General features: G+C 47.9%; 18 protein-coding genes. 13 read left to right on the top strand and 5 right to left on the bottom strand.

All coding sequences use genetic code 11. The annotated features are described in order from the left end of the window. Nucleotides 1-233: 233 nt before the first annotated feature. Nucleotides 234-3,893, bottom strand: a complete 3,660-nt coding sequence (gene smc, locus ACP2WE_RS24950; protein ID WP_425218230.1) for a chromosome segregation protein SMC — start codon at nt 3,891-3,893, stop codon at nt 234-236. A gap of 460 nt (nt 3,894-4,353) precedes the next feature. On the opposite strand from smc, the gene ACP2WE_RS24945 reads away from it, so the two are divergent. The 3 genes from ACP2WE_RS24945 to cobS all read left to right on the top strand — a co-directional run bounded on the left by ACP2WE_RS24945 (nt 4,354) and on the right by cobS (nt 8,566). Further along, a complete protein-coding gene (locus ACP2WE_RS24945) occupies nt 4,354-7,068 on the top strand; it encodes a GAF domain-containing protein (RefSeq protein WP_425218229.1) in 2,715 nt (904 codons plus the stop codon). Between the two features lie 74 nt (nt 7,069-7,142). Beyond that, nucleotides 7,143-7,769 (top strand): alpha/beta hydrolase, encoded by a 627-nt coding sequence (locus tag ACP2WE_RS24940; protein ID WP_425218228.1) that lies wholly within the window; start codon nt 7,143-7,145, stop codon nt 7,767-7,769. A gap of 20 nt (nt 7,770-7,789) precedes the next feature. Next, complete coding sequence (cobS, locus tag ACP2WE_RS24935) at nt 7,790-8,566, top strand: adenosylcobinamide-GDP ribazoletransferase (RefSeq protein WP_425218227.1); 777 nt, start codon at nt 7,790-7,792, stop codon at nt 8,564-8,566. 79 nt (nt 8,567-8,645) lie between these two features. On the opposite strand, the gene ACP2WE_RS24930 is transcribed toward cobS, so the two are convergent. Beyond that, entirely contained in the window at nt 8,646-9,398 is a 753-nt protein-coding gene (locus ACP2WE_RS24930; protein WP_425218226.1) for a FecR domain-containing protein, read from the bottom strand. Between the two features lie 106 nt (nt 9,399-9,504). Here ACP2WE_RS24930 and radA point away from each other — a divergent pair, with 106 nt between their 5' ends. Then, nucleotides 9,505-10,938 carry a DNA repair protein RadA gene (radA, locus tag ACP2WE_RS24925; RefSeq protein WP_425218225.1) on the top strand — a complete coding sequence of 478 codons (1,434 nt, stop codon included), beginning with the start codon at nt 9,505-9,507 and terminating at the stop codon, nt 10,936-10,938. Here the strand turns inward: radA and ppk2 are convergent. After that, on the bottom strand, nt 10,935-11,873 hold the full coding sequence (ppk2, locus tag ACP2WE_RS24920; RefSeq protein ID WP_425218224.1) for a polyphosphate kinase 2: 939 nt from the start codon (nt 11,871-11,873) through the stop codon (nt 10,935-10,937). The two genes, radA and ppk2, sit on opposite strands and share 4 nt — an antisense overlap. 282 nt (nt 11,874-12,155) lie before the next feature. Here ppk2 and ACP2WE_RS24915 point away from each other — a divergent pair, with 282 nt between their 5' ends. Beyond that, nucleotides 12,156-13,433 (top strand): alpha/beta hydrolase, encoded by a 1,278-nt coding sequence (locus ACP2WE_RS24915; protein WP_425218223.1) that lies wholly within the window; start codon nt 12,156-12,158, stop codon nt 13,431-13,433. Nucleotides 13,434-13,564: 131 nt separating this feature from the next. Next, a complete protein-coding gene (locus ACP2WE_RS24910) occupies nt 13,565-14,431 on the top strand; it encodes an alpha/beta fold hydrolase (protein ID WP_425218222.1) in 867 nt (288 codons plus the stop codon). Here the strand turns inward: ACP2WE_RS24910 and sugE are convergent. After that, the gene (sugE, locus tag ACP2WE_RS24905) at nt 14,423-14,749 is read right to left on the bottom strand and encodes a quaternary ammonium compound efflux SMR transporter SugE (protein WP_425218221.1); all 327 of its coding nucleotides are present in this window, start codon (nt 14,747-14,749) and stop codon (nt 14,423-14,425) included. The two genes, ACP2WE_RS24910 and sugE, sit on opposite strands and share 9 nt — an antisense overlap. 141 nt (nt 14,750-14,890) lie before the next feature. On the opposite strand from sugE, the gene ACP2WE_RS24900 reads away from it, so the two are divergent. From ACP2WE_RS24900 to ACP2WE_RS24885, 4 genes are all read left to right on the top strand, one after another. Next, complete coding sequence (locus ACP2WE_RS24900; protein ID WP_425218220.1) at nt 14,891-15,646, top strand: DUF928 domain-containing protein; 756 nt, start codon at nt 14,891-14,893, stop codon at nt 15,644-15,646. A 253-nt stretch (nt 15,647-15,899) separates the two neighbouring features. After that, nucleotides 15,900-16,601 (top strand): DUF928 domain-containing protein, encoded by a 702-nt coding sequence (locus ACP2WE_RS24895; protein ID WP_425218219.1) that lies wholly within the window; start codon nt 15,900-15,902, stop codon nt 16,599-16,601. Between the two features lie 199 nt (nt 16,602-16,800). After that, a complete protein-coding gene (locus tag ACP2WE_RS24890; RefSeq protein WP_425218218.1) occupies nt 16,801-17,157 on the top strand; it encodes a winged helix-turn-helix domain-containing protein in 357 nt (118 codons plus the stop codon). A gap of 265 nt (nt 17,158-17,422) precedes the next feature. Further along, nucleotides 17,423-20,401 carry a tetratricopeptide repeat protein gene (locus tag ACP2WE_RS24885; RefSeq protein WP_425218217.1) on the top strand — a complete coding sequence of 993 codons (2,979 nt, stop codon included), beginning with the start codon at nt 17,423-17,425 and terminating at the stop codon, nt 20,399-20,401. A gap of 42 nt (nt 20,402-20,443) precedes the next feature. Here the strand turns inward: ACP2WE_RS24885 and ACP2WE_RS24880 are convergent, their stop codons facing one another. Beyond that, a complete protein-coding gene (locus ACP2WE_RS24880; RefSeq protein ID WP_425218216.1) occupies nt 20,444-20,731 on the bottom strand; it encodes a hypothetical protein in 288 nt (95 codons plus the stop codon). Nucleotides 20,732-21,096: 365 nt separating this feature from the next. Here ACP2WE_RS24880 and ACP2WE_RS24875 point away from each other — a divergent pair, with 365 nt between their 5' ends. From ACP2WE_RS24875 to ACP2WE_RS24865, 3 genes are all read left to right on the top strand, one after another. Beyond that, on the top strand, nt 21,097-21,519 hold the full coding sequence (locus ACP2WE_RS24875) for a photosystem I reaction center subunit II PsaD (RefSeq protein WP_425218215.1): 423 nt from the start codon (nt 21,097-21,099) through the stop codon (nt 21,517-21,519). A 222-nt stretch (nt 21,520-21,741) separates the two neighbouring features. Next, nucleotides 21,742-23,250: an anthranilate synthase component I gene (gene trpE, locus ACP2WE_RS24870; RefSeq protein WP_425218214.1), complete on the top strand. Its 1,509-nt coding sequence runs from the start codon at nt 21,742-21,744 to the stop codon at nt 23,248-23,250. 218 nt (nt 23,251-23,468) lie between these two features. Continuing rightward, entirely contained in the window at nt 23,469-23,882 is a 414-nt protein-coding gene (locus ACP2WE_RS24865; protein ID WP_425218213.1) for a helix-turn-helix domain-containing protein, read from the top strand. The last annotated feature ends 75 nt before the right edge of the window (nt 23,883-23,957 follow it).

The raw sequence follows: 23,957 nt of genomic DNA, 5'->3' as shown, positions 1-23,957 counted from the left end.
ATTTACAGCGATAAAGGCTTCTTTTCTATGCATTTTCTCTTTTAAATTAAGATTTTTCTTTCCTTTCCAAAATACCTCTTCCTTTTTTCTTGATTTTTATTCTCTTTTGGGTTCTCATGAATAATGCAGGCTAGATTTTACTTCTCTTGAGGATTTATCTGCTTGGTTTCGGCAAAACAAAGGGAAGTAACAAACTGTTCTATCTACAACTCGATTCCCTTATTTGGCTTATATTAACTCGTGCGTAGTTCTAAGCCCAAAACTTGGGTGTGTGCGCCACGTGCTTGGGTAACGCCAATCGTGCGCTCGGCTTTATCAATCATGGGACGACGCAGGCTAACCACAATAAACTGGGCAGAGTCTGCCTGTTTGCGAACCATACTGGCAAGGCGTTCGACATTGGAACCATCGAGGAACATATCGACCTCATCAAAGGCATAGAAGGGAGACGGACGATAGCGTTGGAGGGCAAAGATAAAACTGAGCGCTGTCAGCGATTTTTCTCCCCCTGACATGGAGGCGAGATGCTGAACGGGTTTCCCCTTAGGATGGGCGACGAGGTTTAAGCCACCACTGAGCGGTGCAGAAGGATTCTCTAACTGTAAATAGCCATCTCCGTCAGATAGTTCGGCAAAGATATTTTTGAAGTTTTGATTGACTGCCTCAAAGGCTTGCATAAACGATCGCTGCCTCAACGTAGTGAAGTTCTCAATTCTTAGTAAGAGTTCTGTACGTTCTTGATTGAGCGTCTCCAATCGGGCACTGAGTTCGTCAAGGCGAGCCGTCGTACTTTCATACTCCGCGATCGCCATCATATTGACAGGTTCCATGGCTTGCAGTCGTTTTTGCAAACGGCGTTGTTCGAGTTGCAACTGTTCTAGGTTCATTTCTGCGGGAACTTCAGGCAGCGGATCGGGCAATTCCAACTGTTCTAGCTGGAGATTGACCTTGGCGATCTGTTCCGTAAGCTCAGCTTGCTGTTCGATCAGTTTTTGCAGTTGCCATTCCTGTTCCTGCTGGGAAGTGCGATGACTGCTGAGGGCGCGATCGCAGGCATCGCGTTCTTGCTTGGTCGCACCAATCACCTGTTCTAGTCCATCCAATCTAGCTTGGAGCGTGGCAATGATTCCTTCGGCTTGCTTGATATGGGTTTGGGCTTGCGAACTCTCGTTGAGTAAATCGGTTTGCGTGGTACGCAACTCTTGCAAGCGCACTTGGCGTTGAGAGACTTTTTCTAAAGCCAGATGGTTTTGATTTTCATTACTGGCAAGTTGTTGGCGTGCCGTGCGTAGGTCAATCTCAGCCGTGTTTAGGAGTGCTTCTTGTGCTTGCAGTACCTCTTGCGCCTGCTGCCAACGAATATGCGTGCTCGACTGCTCTAATTCAGAAAGCTGGGCTCTTTCCACTTGCAGTTGTGCCTCTAAACCTGCAATGGTTAGCTCCATACTCGCCACCTGCGCCTGTCCGAGTTCGATCGCTGTGCGAGTTTGGTGAATTTGTTCCTGAATCCGATCGCGATCGCGCCCCGTGCGACCAATCTGTTCTTGAATCAGATCGCTCTGAAGCTGGGCTTCGCGGTGGGCATTTCTGGCATTGAGCAATTGCTCTTCGTATTTTGCGATCGTCGTCTGCGACATCCGCGCTTTTTGATTGAGACGACTCAGCATTTGATCGATTTCCATGAGGCGATCGCGCAGTTGTTTCACCTCATTGGATTCTGATGCCTCGGCTGTACCAAAGTGAATGCCATTGCGGCTAGGGGCACTTCCCCCTGTAATTGCCCCTGTGGTTTCCAGCAAATCTCCATCTAGGGTAACCATCCGATGCCTGCCAATATATTGACGGGCTTGCTCTAGATGTCCGTAGACCATCGTATTGCCAAAAATAAAGCCAAAAATATCTTTGTAGCGTTCTTCAAACTCTACGAGGTTAATCGCGTAGTCGATCGCACCGACTCGCTTGGCATCCTCGGCTTTGAGGTTGCGTGCCGCTTGCATCTTATTCAGGGGCAAAAAGGTAGCACGACCCGCACGTTCGAGCTTAAGTAGATTAATTCCCTCGGCGGCGACTTCGTCATTTTCGACGACAAGAAAGCCTAAGCGATTTCCTGCGGCAATTTCCAAAGCGAGTTGGTAGTGTGGTTCGACCCAACCTAGTTGAGCAACCAAGCCAAACACCCCTGATAAGTCGGCTTCGATGATAATCTGTGTCGCCCTTGTGCCTTGGACTTCGCGAGTCGCCTGTGCCTGTGCCTCTAGCTTATCAAGCTGACGATTTTTAATGCGCTGCTCTTGGGTGAGGCGATCGATCGTTTCGCGGCTGGTCTGCAAATCCATCTGGGCGGCTCCCAGAGACATAGACAGGGATTGAATTAACGACTGCGCTCCCTTTGCCTCTGATTGATGCAGGAGTAATTCATCCTCCAGCGATCGCCCCTCAACATTTTGCAGTTCTGCAAGTTCGGTTTCAAAGCCTGTCAGTTGTAAAGACCACTGGCGCAAGGATTCCTTTAGGCGCGTATGTTCTAGGCGTTGCGGATCGATCGTGGCTTGGAGGGTATCAATGGCTTGATACATTTGTCCCTGTTGGCGCATCCAATCAGCAGAAGAAGTAGCGATCGATTGAATTTCGTTGCGATATTGCTGTACGATCGCCGCCTGTTGGTCGCGGGCATGGTTAAGCCCATTCACTTGCGACTCTTGCAGTTGCTTTTGCGTGGCTAAGCCTTCCAGTTCTTGTAGCAGTCGATCGATATCTGCTTGGGTGGTGACAATATGGTTTTGGGTAGCTTGGTAGTTGCCGATCAGATCCTGTTGTTGGCGTTGCAGCGATCGCAACTCGGCATTTTTGGCTGCCAAATTGGTCGATACCGATAAATATTCCTCTTCGCCGAGGGTATGCACCTTGGCACTAAGTTCGTTGAGCTGTACGGTGGCAAGCTCGATCGTCTGGACTAACTCGGTTAAGTTGATTTTTAGCTGTGCGGCTTTTTCATGACTGTTGGTCAGCTCGATTTCTTTTAACGATTTTTGATAGAGCAAAGCACGGTGCTGCAACACCACTTCCGACCGCTCCATCTTTTCTAGTTCTAGCCGCAGTGCCTGATATTTTTCTGCCTTGGCGCGATCGCCTTTGAGTTTTTCTTTGGTACTAATTAGCTCTTGCTCGACAATGCGAAACCGATCTTCTTGCGCCTTTACATCATCTAACTTGTCTTTAGCAGAGGCGATTTTGCGATCGAACTCTCCAACGCCCGCTAACTCGTCAATAATTTCGCGGCGATCGCGGGAGTTCATGGAAATAATACTGGTGACGTCTCCTTGCAGGACGACGTTATAGCCCTCAGGATAGATCCGCAGTTTGGCAAGTTGTTCGTGCAGCTCACCGAGGGTACAGGGCGTACCATTGACATAATAGGTTGAGGTATAGGTTCCTTGGCTCGTTACCCGTAATTTCCTTGTAACTGTCCATTCTTGAGGATTTGCAAGAGTCTGAATTTGCCCGTCAATTGCTTCTGAAGCTTCGGGTTGCGTACTATTGCCTAGGCTAGTGTCTGGGCTAGGATCTAAGCCACTGTCGAAATTGGTAGCGGAGACAGTTTCTGAACTAGCGGCTAACTGGGCGCTTTCTTCTTCTAGATCGAAGGTGACAGTTACATAGGCTTCGACCGTCCGACCTTTTTGACTATGTGCCTGATTGACCAGATCGGGTAAGCGTTCGGCTCGCATACCTTTAGAACTCGATAGACCTAAAGCAAACAGCAAGGCGTCTAATATATTAGACTTGCCCGAACCATTCGGCCCTGAAACTACCGTAAATCCCGGCAGCATGGGAATTGCGGTTGTAGAACCAAAGGATTTAAAGCGGGACAATTCTATGTGTTTGATGTACATAGCCAACAGGGGATCGCTAATGGGGACGGCAAGATGCCTGGTAAGGATAGCACTTCAAAGGGTGATATCTAAGATGGCAATAAATTACCATGCAATTTCAAAATCTTGTAGTAAACGGCAAAGATTTTTGTGCCCCAAGGATATTGCTGACGTAATACGGTATCGAGACACTTGGTTACGGATTTTGTTACGGCAACAGCAACTCATGGCGATCGGTGTATCTTGCTATTCATTGGCTGGCAACCATACATTGAATCTTAAATTTAAATGGTAGAATCTCTCACAAGCACTCAGGCTCGGTTAATAGTTACTATTTGGATTGACAAATTCTATTTGTATCAAAAGTAACCTCTGTATTAAAAGCATCTACGTCAGCAGGTTAATCGTACTTCTTTATATACAAACCCTTGAGTTCTCGTAATTGCTCCGTTTCGAGAATCATCAACCTCTCACCTCAGTTATGGCATCTACATCACCTTATCGATTGTCATCTGAAGATACATCTATCATTGATGTAGTCGCAGAAAGTGATGACCTAATCTCTAAGCCTAATCACCCTGATTCTGCATCGCCCCTCTCGGCTCACTCTGGGGCATTAACGACCACAAAGGGAAATTTTGCTTCGATGCTGGCTCCTTTAACCCAAGAGACTTTTAAGCAAGTCGTCTCAGAGGTCGAGAAAAAGCTAGAGGTAGTCAATCAAACCCTCGGTATGTTAAATACCGATTTTGATGTCATTCTTGACGAGATGTTACAGGCAATTCGCCTCAAGATTGGTGAATTGCTCTCTGCCGATCGCACCACGATTTTTTTACTAGATGCCGATCGCAACCAGTTATGGACGAATGTACCTGGTGAAAACGGTCGAAATGTTGAAATTCGGATCTCGACGGAGCCGACCAGCATTGCGGGAGAAGTTGCTACCTTTAAAGAGCTTGTAAATATTCCCTTCGACTTTTTTAGCGATCCGCGCTCTGCCCAAGCCAAAAAGCAATTTGAACGGACTGGCTATCGCACCTACACCATGTTGGCGATGCCCCTGCTCAATGGCAATGGCGATCTAGTTGCCGTCGTACAGCTAATTAATAAACTACTGGTAAGCGATCCCTACGATCCTGCCATACCTTTGGAAGATCGCGTCGATCGCGTCGGGTTTACGGAAGCCGATCGAGCATTATTTGCTCAGTTTGCCCCTTCCATGCGGCTGATTTTAGAAAGTTCTCAGGCATTTTATTCCGCTGCTCAAAAGCAACGTGCGGCTGAAGCGTTGATGAAAGCTGCCTTGTCTTTAGGTCAAAGTTTAGACCTCGAAGAAACCTTGAAAAAGGTAATGGATGAAGCCAAACTATTGATGAATGCCGATCGCAGTACGCTTTGGCTGATCGATCGCGATCGTAACGATCTCTGGACGCAAATTACGAATGCAGATGGCTCTACGAGAGAGTTGCGCGTACCGATGGGGGTCGGCTTTGCTGGGCGTGTGGCAGTATCAGGGGAAGTTTTAAATATTCCCTTCGATCTGTACGAGCATCCCGACGCGGACAATTCTAAAAAATTCGATCAACTCAACCACTACCGCACCTGTAGCCTGTTGTGTATGCCTGTATTTAACTCCAATAAAGAATTAATTGGCGTGACGCAACTGGTTAACAAGCGGCAGCGGGGCGAGTTTCCCGATTACGATGCCACAACTTGGCCGGCAGCACCTGAATGCTTTAAAGCCAGCTTTAACAGTGGTGATGAAGAATTTATGAAGGTGTTTAACATCCAAGCAGGTGTGGCGCTAGAAAATGCCAAATTGTTCGCCAAGGTCAAGCAAGAGCAGCAAATGCAAAAGGACATCTTGCGCAGTCTTTCTGATGGCGTGTTGTCCACGGACAATAAAGGTACGATTGTCGCTGCCAACGAACGAGCCTATGAGTTACTCGGCTGCACAAATGTACATAATCCCGTCCGTTTAGAAGGTCGCTCTATCTACGATCTGATCAATATCGAAAAGGCAAATTTTGCCAAGTGGTTTGATGCCAGTCTTCAAGGCACAGATGAGAAAAGTCGCAAGCAGTACTATCCCGATCAAACGCTAAAATCTGGCACGGACGAGCAACGCAGTATTAACCTTTCGATCAATACCATGTCCGAAGCGGATGATGGTACGGGAGTGCGTGGTGCGCTGGTGGTGATGGAAGACATCAGCCAAGAAAAACGGCTCAAAAGTACGATGTATCGCTACATGACGCAAGAACTTGCCGAACAACTCTTGCAAGCAGGGGATGCCAAGATGGGCGGCGATCGCAAGGAAGTTTCTGTCCTGTTCTCAGACATTCGCAGTTATACATCCATCACGGAAAAGTTAGCCGCCGAAGAGGTGGTACAGATGCTCAACGAATATTTTGAGACGATGGTGGAGGCGGTCTTTAACTATAAAGGTACGTTAGACAAATACATTGGCGATGCGATTATGGCCGTGTTCGGGTCGCCCCTCCCGATTCACGACCATGCTTGGATGGCGGTGCAAACTGCGATCGATATGCGAAAACGCTTGATCGACTTTAACGCCCGTCGCCTTGCTCATCTCACCAATGCTTCTCAAGAAGAGATCAAGGAAGCCCTAAAAGACGTTAATGTCAATCGCCTCGCCGATCTGACAAATCTTTCTCTGTCAGAGATAGATATGGCTGTGATTAGAATTGGAATTGGAATTAATTCCGATAGTGTCATTAGTGGCAATATTGGTTCCACCCGTCGCATGGAATTTACGGCGATCGGTGATGGTGTTAACCTTGGTTCGCGCCTTGAGGGAGCGAGTAAGCAATATGGTACGGATGTGATTATTAGCGAAAGCACCTACAAATTATGCGGAGATCGCATTCGGGTCAGAGAGCTTGATTGCATTCGCGTCAAGGGAAAACACGAACCGATTGGCGTGTATGAGTTAGTCGGCTTGGCTTCCGATCCGCTAGACCCCACCAAAGAAACAATCATCGAACTCTATCACAAAGGTAGAGAACATTATCTAAATCGCAAGTTTGCCTTGGCAACAGGCGAGTTTGCCCAAGTACTAGAACTCGATCCCAGTAACAAAGCTGCTAATTTGCATCTCAGTCGCTGCCAACACTTCCTGCAAAGCGCTCCGCCTATTGACTGGGATGGGGTTTGGACTTTAACGGAGAAGTAGTATAGGGATCTCTGACATTGCTTTCCTACTAGATTAACTAAACTTGCAATTTCGCAATCCATCCAATATTTAAGATGACTTCTCTACCTCTAAAATTCCGTTCGTTCCCATCCTCTCCATCCAAGCAAGCCGATCGCTTAATTGTTGCCCTGCATGGTTGGGGTGCTAATGCCGATGACTTGGTTTCGCTGGCTCCGATGTTGCAGTTAGAGAACTATCAGTTTATCTTTCCCGAAGCTCCCTTCGATCATCCGAATGTCCCCGATGGCAAGATGTGGTATGACCTACAAGACTACGAAGCTAAAGCAGGTTTACCAGAGAGTCAAACCCTCTTGACGGAATTCTTACAAGCGATTCCCGATCGCATGGGCATTCCCCCCGCCAACACAATTCTCATGGGCTTCTCGCAGGGTGGCGCGATGACCTTAGACATTGGTTCGCGATTCCCTTTAGCAGGGTTGGTGTGCTTGAGTGGTTATCTACATGGAGAACTCAGTACCAGTAAGATCCCCCCTGTGATGATTGCCCACGGAGTGCAGGATTATGTTGTCCCCATTACTGCTGCAAGGTCTACCCGCGATCGCCTATTAGCATTGGGGGCAAAAGTCGATTATCAGGAATACGACATGGGTCATGAAATCAGACCACAGGTTCTTGAACGCATCCACAAATTTGTACTAGGTTTGAAAGAGAATGCTTAAAAGAGAATTCTTGAAGATAAATGTTCAAACAATGGCAGACTTTTCAAGCAGCATTGATTTTTTATAGCTGTATCCCTTTACATCCAAGTGGAAACTTAGATTTTCGTGGAATTGCAGTCTATGCACCAGTCGTGGGGATTATGATTGGTTTGTTGCTCGGTGCGATCGATTGGGGCTTAGGGTGGCTTGTGGGAACACATTCCCTCTTAAGAGCGGGACTCGTCACCTTTGCGGGTGTACTACTTACTGGCGGTCTACACCTTGATGGCGCAATGGATACAGCCGATGGATTAGCCGTCACCGATAGGTCGCGTCGCCTCGCTGTGATGGTGGATAGTACGACAGGGGCTTATGGCGCGATCGCGGCGATCGCCATTCTTCTTTTAAAGGTCTTGGCGATCGCGGAACTTAGCGATTACCGTCTTTGGATTCTGATCTCCATATCCGCATGGGGGCGTTGGGGACAACTGAGAGCGATCGCGGCTTATCCCTATCTCAAGCCTGAGGGCAAAGGGAAGTTCCATCGAGATAGCATTCAAGCTTGGCAGGTGTGGCTGCTGGGAATCCTCCTAACCCTAGCTAGCCTTGGCATAGGAGGAATATTTGTATTTGGCTTTGGCGTGAAACCGATGCTTTCTATCCTCAAGATTACTGGCATCTGTTTTAGTTTCGCATGGCTGGTGGGTACATGGTTCAATCGGCAATTTGGCGGACATACGGGTGACACCTACGGTGCAACGGTGGAGTGGGCAGAAACTTTTAGTCTTTGTGCGATCGCCTTGACTCAATTTATTTAACTGAATTTTATGGTAAATCCCTAAGAGATCGCTTCCTTGCAAAAGCTGGGGTTGTTGCCCAGCAAGGAATGCCAAAATACTACTTTGCTGGAGGAATTTGATCGAGACTTGATTGTCCCGGAACGAGTTTATCGATAATCGATTGGGTGGGTAGAGGCGCATTAAAGCTGCGTAAAAAGCGACTATTCATAGAGCGACCCTTCCATTCTTGCAGATTTAAGCGATACACCACTGGCGGGGTCTTAGAGTTCGGTTTGACAATTATTTCCTCACCCGTGGATAGAACGATCTCTTGCGACGAGTTGGCTAACCGCACCACCACCGTTCCTTCCCAAGAAAAGAAGCGGACACCCTGATTGATGTCTTTAGGGATTTCCACATAGGCAGTCGTGCCGCGAATGGCTGCTGTTGCCACGGAAGTAGAAATTTCTGTGGGCACTTTTAACCCTGGCTGTACCCATGTAATCATCTCACCAGATACGAGATGGAGGCGATTTTGGGGTTGAATCTCCAAAATAGAATCCCCACCAATTCGGAAGGCAACACCATTATTAAAATCAACTTGAGTTCTTCCCTTACCTTGGGTGCGGATGGTGTCAGCCACATTTAGTCCAGATCCTACTTCAGCAGCGATTTCTTTGGGGCTTTGCTTGGGGTGAACAAATACAGGCTTTTCCTCGACTAGGGACACCTTGGCGATCGCTTCTTCCTTCGCTACGGTAGGTGTAGGTGTGGAACTAGCTGTAGGAGGGCTAGACACGGTAGCAGTAGGTTGAGTATCGCAGCCGATCAGCGCGATCGCCATGGCAACCATTAACCAAGAACGTTTCATTACATTACCTCAACGAGAATCTAGACTATGCTGGAAATACCTGTTGGCATACCTACAATGTACCATCAGTTTATTTTCTCTTAAGTTGCCTTGACGGTGAACCAAAATGGCAAAACCAAAATCTCGATATGTTTGTCAGCAGTGTGGCGCTGATTTCCCGCAGGGGTATGGGCGTTGCCCCGACTGTGGCAGTTGGGGAACCCTGCAAGAGCAAATCGTGGCTAGTGCCGCACCGATGGGGGCAGCGATCGCCAAATTACCCAGTCATAAGTCATCGAGTGCGCCAACGCCTCGACAAGCCTTAACCTTGGCTCAGATTGGTGATGACCATCAAACCCGACTGCCCTCAGGCTACGAAGAGTTAGATCGGGTGTTGGGCGGGGGCATCGTGCCGGGGTCGCTCGTCCTGATTGGTGGCGAGCCGGGAATTGGTAAAAGTACGCTGCTGTTGGGGGTCGCACAACAGTTGATGACTCGCTATCCCACCCTGTATGTCTGCGCTGAAGAGTCTGCCCAACAGGTGAAACTGCGATCGCAACGGCTTGGTTTAAACGATGAGAATTCTCAAAATCTCTACTTGATGCCAGAGACCGACCTAGAGACGATCTTACAAGAGTTACATTCGCTGCGTCCGCCTGTGGCGGTGATTGATAGTATTCAAGCGCTATATTTTGCCAATCTCAATGCTGCTCCCGGCTCGGTGTCGCAGGTAAGGGAATGTACCTCAGCACTGATGCGCGTAGCAAAACGCGAGAATATCACCCTCTTTATTGTGGGGCATGTCACCAAGGATGGCGCGATCGCGGGGCCAAAAGTGTTGGAACATCTGGTCGATACGGTTTTGTACTTTGAAGGCGATCGCTTTGCCACCCATCGACTCCTGCGTTCGGTCAAAAATCGGTTTGGGGCGACTCAAGAGATTGGAGTTTTTGAGATGGTGGAACGCGGCCTATTGGAAGTTACGAATCCCTCGGAATTGTTTTTGGGCAATCGCGATCAGCCTGCTCCCGGTACTGCCACGATTGTTGCCTGCGAAGGCACGCGCCCCCTCGTGGTGGAACTACAGGCATTGGTCAGCCCTACCAGTTATAGTTCGCCGCGCCGCACGACCACAGGCATTGAAACCAATCGCTTTCTGCAAATTCTGGCGGTATTAGAGAAACGCATCGGCATTCCCCTATCGAAACTGGATGCCTATGTTGCCTCGGCGGGAGGGTTAAATGTGGGAGAACCCGCAGTGGATTTGGGTGTTGCGATCGCAGTCGCAGCCAGTTTTCGCGATCGGGTGGTTGACCCGCGCACCGTGCTGATTGGGGAAGTGGGTTTGGGCGGACAAATTCGCCCCGTCTCGCAGTTGGATTTACGCCTCAAAGAAGCCGCAAAATTGGGGTTTAAACGCGCAATTATTCCTACGACGCAGGTGCTGCAAGACTATGGCTTGGAGCTCGTGCAGGTTACGAAAGTGCTCGATGCGATCGTGGCGGCTTTACCGCGCACGCAATTCTCCCCAAGTGAGACAGAAGTTTCTGAGGATCCTTAAGTTTTTTCGGAACTATCCTTACTATCCACAGCATTGGATAGAGCAACATTGGGGATGAAATTTTGGAGCTGCATGGGTGGGCGCACGTAATCCATTTCATGCTGTCGAGGTGGAAGTTCTATCGGCATGTTTTTGAGTTCCTCGTAGGGAACTTGACTCAATAGATGCGAAATACAGTTGATATGAGCCCGTCGCTTATCGTCAGAGTTGACGACATACCAAGGTGACTGCTTGATATCCGTGGCATTAAACATATCATCCTTCGCTTTAGAGTATTCAACCCACTTGGCTCTCGCTTCTAAGTCCATTGGGCTGATCTTCCAGCGTTTTAGAGGATTCTTAATCCGTTCTTGAAATCGCTTTTCTTGTTCGTCATCGCTAACTGAGAACCAATACTTAATCAGGAGGATTCCAGCCCGTTGTAACATGCATTCAAATTCAGGACAGGAACGCAGAAACTCGACATATTCCTCATGGGTGCAAAAGCCCATCACCCGTTCCACGCCAGCACGGTTATACCAACTGCGATCGAACAACACGATCTCACCCCCAGCGGGTAAATGTGCGGCATAGCGTTGAAAATACCACTGGGTTTTCTCGCGATCGCTAGGGGTTCCCAATGCCACAACTCGGCAAACACGAGGATTCAGACATTCGGTAATCCTTTTGATCGTGCCACCTTTTCCGGCTGCGTCCCTTCCCTCAAACAACACCACGACTTTGAGTTTCTTATACTTTACCCATTCTTGGAGTTTGACCAGTTCGATATGTAGTCGATTGAGTTCTTTTTCATAAACTCCCTTGGGTAGTTTCTCTAGTAAATCTCCAGACTTATGCGCCTTTTTTCCAGCTTTTTGGACTTTTGCTGGTGGCATCACGAGATGGTCTTGAGCAGTTTTGTGGTTATGATTGCCATCTTTATCTTTTTTCGCCATAATTTCTTTCCAGTTTTTTATGGGTACTGTTTGAAGTTATAACCTTTTCTCAAAAGATCCAAGAAATGTTTTTAAACGTACTTATTTTGAGTGTATTTACAATAATTCATAGTCATTATGAATATGAATTATGCGATCCTACATGATAAACGAGAGATTCTTTTTTCTCTATAGAATCGTAGGGCAATTCATGAATTGCCCCTACACACAAATGATTAAGGATGGCAATATGCGATGAGTTGTAAATAATTCGCTGCGCTCTTGGGTGGTGAGGCATTCATTTTGTTTTTCCCTCAAGGAGTTTTCAGTCGATCGCCAGAATATGAAAGTGGGAATCCTATGTTGCTATTGATTATCAGCGGTATTGTGCTTTTCTTGAGTTGTTGGATCTTGATTCCTGCGCCCATCTTCTCGCTGATGCCGCTTTCTGTTGGAGCGCCAGAAATTAGTCCCCTCCTCGCTGGCTTGAATGCCCCGATCGCACTGCTAGCACTATGGCAATCGACCCAGCTTTTTCACAGGAATGCGAAGAAACGCCAACCGAAATCCCCCCAAAAGTTACGGCGATACTGCATTGCCCTCGCCTTTAGTACTATGGGGTTGATTCTCAGCCTCTTTCCCCTGAGCCAGTTGCCCAGCACGATCCAAGCGGCTGAGTCAGCGATCGCTCAGGCGATCGGGAGCAATTATCTGGCACAGATTCCCGATCGCAGGCAGTCACAAATGCGATCTCAACCCTTTAGCTTTCTGGATTTCTTACAGGGCATTCCATCCCCACCGATTCGATTTACCGCAGGAATTCAATTCGCCGATCCCGATCGCATTCCCCTCACACTAAATATTTACCGTCCATCTCAAACGGGAATTTATCCTGCGATTGTGGTCGTGCATGGGGGTGGTTGGCAGGGAGGCAGTGTCGCCGATCATGCCAAATTTAGTCGCTACATGGCAGCAAAGGGCTATGTGGTGTGGTCTATTTCCTATCGCCTTGCACCTCGCTATACATTCCCCACCCAGCTCGAGGATGTGCAAATGGCTTTGAAGTTTATTCAGCAACATGGGCGCGAGTATGAGACCGATCTGGGGAGGATTGCCTTAATCGGGCGATCGGCGGGGGCGCATCTAGCGATGTTGGCAGCCTATAGTCCCGATCCTCCGTCTATGCCCATTCGAGCTGTGGTGAACTACTACGGGCCTGTGGATTTACTCGCAGGTTACTACGATCTACCTTCTCCCGATCCAATTGATAGCCGCACTATGCTGAAGACCTTTCTGGGGGGAACTCCCGAACAATTTGGCGATCGCTATCGGTTGGCCTCGCCGATTAATTTAGCGAATCGTCCCATGCCACCATCGCTTTTGATCTATGGTGGCAAAGATCGGATTGTGATGGCAAAATTTGGACATGAGATGTCAAGACGCTTGCAAGTGGCTGGCACGCAGGCTGCTTTTCTTGAAATTCCTTGGGCAGATCATGCGTTTGATGAGGTTTTTCAAGGACTCAGCAATCAATTTGCGCTTTACTATACCGAGCGCTTTCTCGCTTGGGCTTTGCGTTGAAACATCATATAGCAATCCTATTTGATACAGGAGAGATTCTTGTTTCTGGGTAGACTTGTAGGGGCAGTTCATGAATTGTCCCTACGCACTCATTTAGGATTGCTATAGAATTTCTTAGGAGCAGCGATCGCATGACGATTCTTTCTGAAACTTGGCAACATGGCTTTCTCACCACCAATCACCTTCGCCTGCACTATGTCACGCAGGGGGAAGGTGAGCTAATGCTAATGCTGCATGGCTTTCCTGAATTTTGGTATTCGTGGCGACATCAAATTCCTGAATTTGCCAAGGATTACAAAGTTGTAGCGATCGACCTGCGGGGATATAACGAAAGCGATAAACCTATTGCCCTTGAAGCCTATACGATCGCCGAGTTTATCCTAGATGTTAAGGGAATCATAGAAGCACTTGGCTACGATCGCTGTACGCTGGTATCCCATGATTGGGGTGGCACGATCGCATGGCACTTCGCCTATGCCTATCCCCAGATGTTAGATAAACTCATCGTTATGAATCTTCCTCATCCTTCTAAATTTGCCGAGGGCTTACGCACCCTACCTCAGCTCTTGCGAAGCTGGTATATCTTTTTGTTCCAACTCCCTTGGTTGCCAGAATTCCTGTTGCGGTGGAACAATTGCGAGGCAATTGGGAAAGCATTCTCAGAGGCAGCGATCGATAAAACCGCTTTTTCTCAAACCGATCTCCAGATCTATCGGGAAGCGGCTGCTAAACCCGGCGCACTTACAGCTATGTTGAACTACTACCGCAATGTGCGATCGGCGCTGCCATCGAAGCCATGGGATGTATTAGAGATTCCCACCTTGATGATTTGGGGTGAAAATGATGTTGCTCTTGGGAAGGAACTCACCTATGGAACGGAAGCCTACGTTCGCAACCTCACCCTTCGCTATATTCCCCATTGCAGTCATTGGGTGCAGCAAGAACAGCCTCAACTGGTGAATCAGTATATGCGCGAATTTTTGTCGCCATCAAACTGAGGAAGGAGTTGCCAGCTTTAGCCCGATGATTCCAAGGATAATCATGGCAATGCAGACAAGACGAGTAAATTCACGGGATTCACCAAAGAGAATAATTCCCGCGATCGCCGTGCCCACCGTGCCAATTCCCGTCCAAATCGCATAGCCCGTCCCGATTGGCAGGGTTCTTAAGGCTTGGGCTAAAAACAGAAAACTGACGATCAGTGCCGCGATCGTGCCAATACTGGGTAGAAGTTTGGAAAATCCATCGGTGTATTTGAGGCCTGTTGCCCATACAATTTCTAGCGCACCAGCCAAAATCAGGTAAAACCAATCCATGAAAGTTTTTCTAATGTTTATCTTTGCTCAATAGCATAAGCGCAGATCCTGTAAATTTATGGTTAGTCCAAAAAAAGGCGCAGCGTTTAAAGCGACTTTCAATGCCTCAATTGTTTTCTCCGAATTATCCTTTGTACCTGCATGAAAACTCTTTATCAAACTAAGTTCCTGAAAACAATTGCACTGATGGCTTTTTTGTCGATCGCTCTGCCAAGCCAGTTGCTAAGCGCGCAAGACATCCCTATTTACGATCCGCCGCCGCCAACAGACAACACCATACGAAATTCTCCTCCAACAATCCGTAGGATACTGAGGTCTCCCATTCCTGCACCCTTGCCAACAGAAGCCAAAACACAGGGTAGTAAATGTTCTGCAGTTGCCCCTAACGTATTGTCTCCCGATCTCGACAAGCGCATTTTGACAACGATTGCCTATCCAACGTTTCTGTTTTTTGTGCCCACGACATCGGCGCGTCAGGTAGAGTTTGCGCTCAAAGATAGTAAGAAACAGCCGATTTATCGTCGCATATTTACGCTATCCAAACAGTCGGGGATTGTGCGAGTGGTGTTACCTACGGGCAGCATTAGCAAGCTTGATGTAGGGCATTCCTATCATTGGGAATTTAATCTAATCTGCGATCCAGATGTTCGCAAGCATGATGATTCTGTGGTAGGCGAGTTACAAAGAGTGGCTCCATCAGATGAATCCAAGTCCGCTGTATCACAGGTGTCTCTGTGGGAGCGCTATCGGTCAATTGAGTACGATGGCTTGGTGGTGTTGGATGCGATGCGAAGAGCGAATCCTACGGATCGAAGACTACAGACAGAATGGGAGTCATGGCTAGAGCGTCATAAACTTGGAGGGTTGAAACAGTTGCCAGCGATCGAACTGAAGTGACGGAGCGATCGCTTGTGTATGCGCGGCAGCCTACACCAGAGTGGAGATTGCAGCTCGGAATTAATTTAATGCTGAAAATTTTGGTTCGCAGCCCCTGTAAATCCTGTAAATTTATAGTTAGGCGATTTGCAAAAAAATCTATACCAAAAACTGTTGGGGCAATCCCCCGTGGTTGCCCTAACTCCCAAGGGGTAGGCACTTGGGAGACTGACCCTACTACAAAAGGCTTCGCTGAATTATCCCTTGTAGGTGCATGAAAACTCTTTACCAGACTAAGTTACTCAACACGATCGCGTTAATGGCTTTTTTGTGGTTGGCTCTGCCAAACCAGTTGCTAAGAGCGCAAGACATCCCTGTTTACGATCCGCCACCGCCAACAGATCCGACGATACGAGGTGGCAGTTGTTCTTCAGTTGTCCCGAATGTGTTGTCTCCTACACTGGACAAACGCATCTTGACCACAAGCGCTTATCCCGTATTGCTGTTTTTCGTACCGACCACATCGGCAAGTCAGGCAGAGTTTGTCCTGAAAGATAGTAACAAGGAGACGATCTATCGCCGTACCTACAATCTAGCTGGAAAGTCGGGAATTTTACGCGTAACGTTACCCACGAATGGCAGCATTAACGAACTTGCCGTAGGGCAGTCCTATCGGTGGGAATTTAGCATCATTTGCGAACCACCTAACCCCGAATCAGGTAAACGCGAACATGATGACTTTGTGGTAGGCAAGCTGCAAAGAGTATCGTCCAATCAGTGTCAAACTCCAACTTCAATATCGCAGGTATCTCTATGGGAACGCTATCGCGCACTTGAGTACGATGGTTTGGCGATCTTGGATGCGATGCGACGAGCGAACCCCACAGAAAAAAGACTACAGGCGGAATGGGAGTCATGGCTAGAGCGTCACAATCTTGGAGATTTGAAGGAGTTGCCAGCGATCGAACTGAAGTAAGTCGCTAAGAGGTTAAAATCTCCAATTTTTTTTAGGCGATCGCACGGGATTTGCCAGTTCGCAAAAAGTCGGGGATCTGGGCATTCTCGACGAGCTTGAAAAATTTGCCCCGCGATCGCTTTCGGTTGGACACAAAGATAAACCTATTATGTAGGTTAAATAACTGCTATAGTAGGTAGATATACTTGCGCTCAAAACCATGCTGAAAGAACTTTTTGGAGGTAAAGCACCCGAACAAGTTTTGCTATATCTGGCAAATTATGATGAAGGGTATGGGAAAGCGATCGCCGATACCTATGGCATCGCTTTGAGTACGGTGCAAAAACAATTGCAAAAGTTTGAAAACTCAGGACTGTTAGTGAGTCGTTCGGTTGGGAAAACCCGCATCTATACATGGAATCCGCGATCGCCTTTTGTGGAACAGATCAAAATGCTGTTAGCCCAGCGCCTCAAATTGACCCCAGAAGCAGAAATAAAAGCATATTACCGCCAACGCCGTCGTCCTCGCAGAGCAGATAAACCCCTTGTCAATCCACAAAGACTTAACCCTAGCTGAGCTTGCAGCAATTGTGTCCGATGCGATCGCCAAAATCTAGATCAAGCGGTAATGGTCGCCAAACGGCATCCAATTGATTTTAAGAAAGTAAAGTTATGGTCAAAAAAAGAAGAGAACATTAGCAAATATCAAGAATTCATAGGTCGGCTTAAAATTTCAGTAAACTCAGATGAGTAATGCCGAAGTTGAGATCCCCGACTTTTTTGGCGAACTTGCAAGCCCCTTTTGACAGCTAAGAAAAAGTCGGGGATCTGCGTGCTTAGAAATGTGGGAAAATTTTTTATTAGAAATACCCAAATGTGAAGGAGCGAATGGGATGCTGCTGAAGGCAAGTTTGTCTCTGAGTCGGGTGGGATTAATTTTAATCTTGGGAGCGATCGCAGTTCCCTTATTGATCGCTGTGCCGAGTTTTAGCCAAACAACCCCTGCTATAACCCCAGAGCAGAGCGCAGCCTTGAAAGAAGCATTGGAACTCAATGAAAAAGCGGTTGTACTCTTTAAGCAGGGGAACTACCCCGCCGCCGAACCCCTTCTTAAACGCGCCCTTGCAATTCGAGAAAAGATCCTAGGAGTCGATGATCATTCCGCTGTCACCACCAGCCTCAACAATCTTGCAGAGTTTTATCGCGCCCTAAGGAACTACCCTGCTGCTGAACCCTTCTATAAACGCGTCCTCGCAAACCGAGAAAAGTTCCTAGGAGCCGATCATCCCGACATCGCCTTTAACCTTAACAATCTCGCAAGGTTGTATCGCGCCCAAAGAAACTACCCTGCTGCTGAATCCCTCCATAAACGATCCCTCGCAATCCGAGAAAAAGCTTTAGGAGCGGATCATCCACTTGTCGGCGTCAGCCTCAACAATCTCGCAGAGTTGTATCAAGACCAAGGGATCTACCCTGCCGCCGAATCCCTCTATAAACGCTCCCTTTCGATCTGGGAAAAGGCTCTAGGAGCCAATCATCCCGATGTCGCCCTAAGCCTCAACAATCTCGCAGAGTTGTATCAAGACCAAGGGAACTACTCCGCCGCTGAACCCCTCTATAAACGCTCCCTTGCGATCCGAGAAAAAGCGCTCGGAGCCGACCATCCCGATGTCGCCACCAGCCTCAACAATCTCGCAAATTTGTATAGCGCCCAAGGGAATTACTCTGTCGCCGAACCCCTCTATAAACGCGCTCTTATGATCGACGAAAAAGCCTTAGGAGTCAATCATCCCGATGTCGCATCCGATCTCAACAATCTCGCAAGGTTATATCGCGCACAAGGAAATTACTCTGTTGCCGAACCCCTCATTAAACGTGCCCTCTCGATCTGGGAAAAAGCCCTAGGAGTCAATCATCCCGATATCGCCTTTGGTCTCAATAATCTCGCAAATTTGTATAGCGCCCAAGGGAATTCCTCTGTCGCCGAACCCCTCTTTAAACGCGCACTCGCGATCCACGAAAAAGTCTTTGGAGACGATCATCCTTATATTGCCAAGAGCCTCTACAATCTTGCAGTGTTGTACCAGTCACAAGGGAATGTAGATCGCGCCATTACATTCCGCCAAAAGGGACTCGACGTTGAAGAACATAACTTAAAACTCAATCTGGCATCTGGCACAGAAACCCAAAAACAGGCTTATATGCAGACTGTTTCATCGCAAACAAATTATACAATCTCCCTCCACGTCCAAGCCGCACCCACAAATCCCGCTGCCATTCGCCTAGCCCTAACCGCGATTTTGCAACGTAAAGGTCGCCTGCTCGATATCTTATCGACAAACCTCCAAACCCTGCGCCAACGACTTACCCCCGACATCCAACCGCAATTTGACCAATGGCTAGCGCTCAAGAGCCAACTCGCTAACTTCGCCCTCAAAAACACCCCGATCGACAAATATCGTCCCCTCCAACAACAAGCCGAAGAACTAGAGTCCAGCCTCAACCGTCGCAGTACAGAACTGCAAGCCATTACTGAAACCGTTACCCTAGAGGCAGTCCAAGAACAAATCCCATCCGATTCCATTCTGATTGAATTCTTTCGCTATAGCCCTTTCAACCCTAAAGCTGGCTTGGATAAAGACAAATGGGGTAAACCTCGCTACGTTGCCTATATCCTTCATCCCCAAGGCGAACCCAAATGGGTAGACCTCGGCGAAGCCGAACCTTTAGAAAAATCGATTCAAATCTTTCGTCAAGCCATCGGTCGCAACCCCACCAATCCCGATCGCGACTCCGATCCGCAGTTAACCATTGCTCAGGTCAAGCAAACCGCCCGCGAACTCGACCAAAAGCTGATGCAACCAATTCGCCCCCTATTGGGCAACGCCAAGCAACTGCTGATTTCTCCCGATAGCCAACTCAATTTGATTCCTTTTGCCGCCCTCGTGGACGAGCAAAACCGCTTCCTGCTCGAAACCTACGACATCACCTATCTCTCGTCTGGTCGGGACTTGCTACACCTCAAACGCACGGGAATCACCCTGCAACAACCCGTTCTGTTTTCTGACCCCGACTATGGCAAACCCTCTGACAAATTAATTGCCAGCATCGGTCGCAACCCCTGCGAAGCCAAAATTGCCTCTAGAGGTTCTGACCCATCGGTTGTCCTAGCCAGTAAGATCTTCTGCGCCCTCCCCAATGTCGCCGCCGAGACCAGTGCGATTCAGACCCTGTTACCAAAGGCGCAGTTACTCAGCCAAGCCCAAGCCACTAAAACTGCTGCCAAGCAACTTCGCAGTCCCAGCATTCTCCACTTTGCCACCCACGGCTTCTTTCTTGCCGATCCGCCCAATGTCGATCCCGATGCCCCAATCCGCCAAAATCCGCTTTCTCTCTCGGCACTAGTTCTCGCCAACTTTAACCAGCGTCAAGTTTGCGGCGACGACCCCAATTGCAATGGCTTACTCACAGCCCAGGATGTCACCACGATCGACCTACGCGGTACTAAACTCGTATTTCTCTCGGCTTGCGAGACGGGGCTGGGCAAAGTCACCAGTGGCGAAGGCGTTTACGGCTTGCGTCGTGCCTTTACCCTCGCTGGGGTCGAGAGTCAAGTCATGAGCCTATGGTCGGTGGACGACAAAACTACAAGAGAGTTAGTCGAGAGTTATTACAAAAATCTCAAAGCCAGTCAAGGTCGCAGTCAGTCGCTCAAAACGATTCAGCTAGATTTGCTCAAAAAATATCAATTTCCCTACTATTGGGCAGCCTTTATCCCCTCTGGCAATTGGACAGCCATCCCTGATGTGTTCAATCCATAACGTCAACCTGTATGTAGGGGTTTTGCATTTGCGACACCATCCTTAAATCACCACCAAAATCTCAATAAGCAAATGCAAAACCCTCTTGATTGCTTGTCCCTGTGCTGTGAGGTTTTGGGCAAAGCATTCCCATATACAAAGAAATCTGAAAACCAATAGATTGATGCGGGAATGCTTTGCCCCTACGGCTTTTTGGGGGATGTTGGGATAAGGGATTTTGAAAACACAGATATTTACAGAGCCAGCTAATACCAACTTCACTTGAATTTGCAACAGATCGAGGTTTGAGTTCCGCGCTCCGCGCGGTCTTTCAAAAGTAATGCGTCGCATTACTTTTGAAAATGGTATAAGTTGCGATCGCTTGATCCATCGCTTCAAGATTTTGACTGGGGCAAACAAACGTCATTGGAATATTAAGATTTGCAAAGATTTATCGCTAAATGCTTTGTTCTGACCAAATATCCATTGTGATTGGCATTGAAATTCGTCGAACTTTTGTCTTGAATTCATTACGCAGATCGAGCTTCATATTTAAGTAAAGTAACGTTAAGTAAGCTTGAATCGGGGGTATCAGATGATGTTATCTTTGCACTTGATAACAAAAAGCATTTCTGTTCCAATGCGTCTAAATAGCTAGGCAAAATGATGAGCGAAATGCTCAAATACCAAAATATTAATCTGGGAGAAAAATCTCAATGTCTGACAGTAAGCCCACAGGCAAAACCCCAATCTGGAATGGCAGCACAGGTGGACTTCTCTCCGCCGCTTACACCGAAGAAAAGTATCTAATCGCTTGGAACAGCCCTAAGGAACAAGTGTTTGAACTACCTACCGGTGGTGCAGCTACGATGGTATCGGGTGATAACCTACTGTACTTAGCCAAAAAGGAACAGGCACTAGCCCTCGGTACGCAACTACGCAAGTTTAAGATCAACAACTACAAGATCTGGCGTGAATTCCCCAATGGCGATCAGGTTTACCTGCATCCCAACGATGGCGTATTCCCAGAGAAGGTCAATGCTGGTCGTGTAGCTGTCAACAGTGTTAGCCGCAAGATTGGTGATAACCCCAACCCAATCTCAGTCAAGTTCACTGGTAAAGCAACATACGAAGTTTAGGTTTATTTTCCGATTTATTCGGTGGATAAGTCTTTACTATAGTTCTCGGATTTATTCGGGAATCTGAGGCAATCTCGGAGCAAAGCTATCTTTAGCTATCATTCATTATTTATTTATCATTTAAACTAGAGGGGCGAGATATCTCGCCCTTTAGTTTGTTGTCCATTTTTACCCTCACTGGCTCTCATCCCCATGAAGCTTTTAGAGTGAGCCGCTTCTACTATGACTTTCCCAGAATATTCACAATTTCGGCAATTTGCCGAACAGGGTAACTTTATTCCTGTTTACCAAGAATTGGTTGCTGACCTCGATACACCTGTTTCAGCTTGGTATCGCGTCTGTCAAGGACAACCCTATAGCTTTTTACTCGAATCGGTAGAAGGGGGCGAACATATTGGTCGCTATAGCTTACTCGGCTGCGATCCGCTGTGGCGATTGGAAGCAAGAGGCGATCGCACTACGCAGACTTTTAGAGATGGGACGACGCAAGTCCATATTGGCAATCCGCTACAGCATTTGGCAAACTGTATTGCGCCGATTCATCCTGTGAAGTTGCCGCAGCTACCGCCAAGTTTAGGCGGATTGATTGGCTTTTGGGGCTACGAGCTAATTCGGTGGATTGAGCCCAAAGTTCCAGTCTATGAGTGCCAAGAGGGCGATCTACCCGATGGACTCTGGATGCAGATTGATAGCCTGCTGGTTTTCGATCAGGTCAAACGCAAAATTTGGGCGATCGCCTATGCCGATCTGCGTGCCCATCCCGATCCGCAAGTTGCTTATAACGCAGCCTGCGATCGCGTCCAGGTACTAGTGGATAAGCTGCGATCGCCATTGGATCGACAAAAAACGGCGATTAACTGGACAAATCCCTCACAACAGCCACCCCTCGCCTACACCAGTAATATCAGCCGTGAGGATTTTTGCGAATCGGTCAAGTTGGCAAAACAACATATCAAGGCTGGCGATATTTTTCAGGTGGTACTATCTCAGCGGCTATCCACACCATTTACAGGTGAGCCCTTTAGCCTCTATCGTTCGCTGCGACTGATTAACCCTTCGCCCTACATGGCATACTTTCACTTCGACAACTGGCAGGTAATCGGTTCTAGCCCTGAAGTTATGGTCAAAGCCGATAAAGTTGGTGACACCATGCAGGCACTCGTGCGTCCGATCGCAGGCACGCGCCCACGCGGTGCGACTTCAGCCGAAGATGCTGCCCTCGCAGAAGATTTGCTAAATGACCCCAAGGAGGTTGCCGAGCATGTCATGCTGGTGGATCTAGGTCGCAATGACTTAGGGCGGGTCTGTCGCAGCGGCACGGTGGTCGTAGATGAACTGATGACAGTTGAACGTTATTCCCATGTCATGCACATTGTCAGTAATGTGGTGGGGGAATTGCATTCTAGTAAAAATGCTTGGGATTTACTGCAAGCTTGCTTTCCTGCGGGAACGGTCAGTGGTGCTCCCAAAATTCGCGCTATGGAGATCATTCACAACTTAGAACGCGATCGCCGCAGTACTTACTCAGGAGCCTATGGTTATTACGACTTTGAGGGGCAGCTAAACACAGCGATTACAATTCGGACGTTGATTGCCAAAGATGGTGTGGTTAGCGTGCAGGCAGGCGCAGGAATCGTCGCCGATTCGGAGCCAGCCTATGAGTATCAAGAAACCCTCAATAAAGCCAAAGGAATGTTGGAAGCGATTCGTTGTTTGTCAGGGGGTGCATAAAACCGAACGTCGGGATCTTCAGCAAATCGTCAATCGTCATAACACGCCCCAGCAAATAGCCTTGAGAGCCAAAATCATCTTATAGCGCTCCTTAATTGTTGATGAACGTAGTATAGGCTTCTAGTCCTTGCAGGCAAGATGTCTGCACTACAAATTAATTACAACTCATTTAGGATCGCTATATACCATTTTCAAAAAAAGATGCAACGCATCATTTTTTGAAAAGACCGCGCAGAGCGCGGAATCCAAAACCCGATCTGTCGCAAACATTTAGGGAATTGGTATTACTTGCTGACGAAGGATGTAATCATCGGGAAATAGGTAGAAAGCTGTCTATCAGTCGAGACATGGCAAGGTTGTGGCGGGAACGGTGGTTAAGCTTAAGGGAGAAAGAGATTCCAGTCGTAGAGCGATTACGAGATGCCGAGCGATTAGGTGCTCCCGCCACTTTTAGCCTAGAAGAGATTCTACGGCTATTTGCAATTGCCTGTAAAAAGCCTGAGACCTATGGGCGACCGATTAGTCATTGGACATCAAGAGAACTTGCCGATGAGATGGTCAAGCAAGGAATTGTGAAGAGTATCTCATACCAATTTAAATTATATTGGCAACAGATAGGGCTTCCAAAATGAAAGGATATCCAGTAATCGATGCTATAACTTGGGGAGTTAATTCTGCTAGAAGTTGGTCTACCTTTTCCCTAAGTT

Origin of the sequence: Tumidithrix helvetica PCC 7403 (assembly GCF_965232925.1) — a bacterium.
Classification (GTDB): Bacteria; Cyanobacteriota; Cyanobacteriia; order Pseudanabaenales; family Pseudanabaenaceae; genus Tumidithrix; species Tumidithrix helvetica.
Note: the sequence above shows the minus strand (reverse complement) of the source record. Positions and strands in the feature narration are given on the sequence as shown.

Coding starts and splice junctions, on each gene's coding strand:
- trpE (WP_425218214.1), top strand. CDS start 21,742: ATGACTTTCCCAGAATATTCACAATTTCGGCAATTTGCCGAACAGGGT.
- ppk2 (WP_425218224.1), bottom strand. CDS start 11,873: ATGGCGAAAAAAGATAAAGATGGCAATCATAACCACAAAACTGCTCAA.
- cobS (WP_425218227.1), top strand. CDS start 7,790: ATGTTCAAACAATGGCAGACTTTTCAAGCAGCATTGATTTTTTATAGC.
- ACP2WE_RS24945 (WP_425218229.1), top strand. CDS start 4,354: ATGGCATCTACATCACCTTATCGATTGTCATCTGAAGATACATCTATC.
- ACP2WE_RS24940 (WP_425218228.1), top strand. CDS start 7,143: ATGACTTCTCTACCTCTAAAATTCCGTTCGTTCCCATCCTCTCCATCC.
- ACP2WE_RS24875 (WP_425218215.1), top strand. CDS start 21,097: ATGTCTGACAGTAAGCCCACAGGCAAAACCCCAATCTGGAATGGCAGC.
- ACP2WE_RS24890 (WP_425218218.1), top strand. CDS start 16,801: ATGCTGAAAGAACTTTTTGGAGGTAAAGCACCCGAACAAGTTTTGCTA.
- ACP2WE_RS24885 (WP_425218217.1), top strand. CDS start 17,423: ATGTGGGAAAATTTTTTATTAGAAATACCCAAATGTGAAGGAGCGAAT.
- ACP2WE_RS24910 (WP_425218222.1), top strand. CDS start 13,565: ATGACGATTCTTTCTGAAACTTGGCAACATGGCTTTCTCACCACCAAT.
- ACP2WE_RS24930 (WP_425218226.1), bottom strand. CDS start 9,398: ATGAAACGTTCTTGGTTAATGGTTGCCATGGCGATCGCGCTGATCGGC.
- smc (WP_425218230.1), bottom strand. CDS start 3,893: ATGTACATCAAACACATAGAATTGTCCCGCTTTAAATCCTTTGGTTCT.
- radA (WP_425218225.1), top strand. CDS start 9,505: ATGGCAAAACCAAAATCTCGATATGTTTGTCAGCAGTGTGGCGCTGAT.
- ACP2WE_RS24895 (WP_425218219.1), top strand. CDS start 15,900: ATGAAAACTCTTTACCAGACTAAGTTACTCAACACGATCGCGTTAATG.
- ACP2WE_RS24880 (WP_425218216.1), bottom strand. CDS start 20,731: ATGCGACGCATTACTTTTGAAAGACCGCGCGGAGCGCGGAACTCAAAC.
- ACP2WE_RS24900 (WP_425218220.1), top strand. CDS start 14,891: ATGAAAACTCTTTATCAAACTAAGTTCCTGAAAACAATTGCACTGATG.
- sugE (WP_425218221.1), bottom strand. CDS start 14,749: ATGGATTGGTTTTACCTGATTTTGGCTGGTGCGCTAGAAATTGTATGG.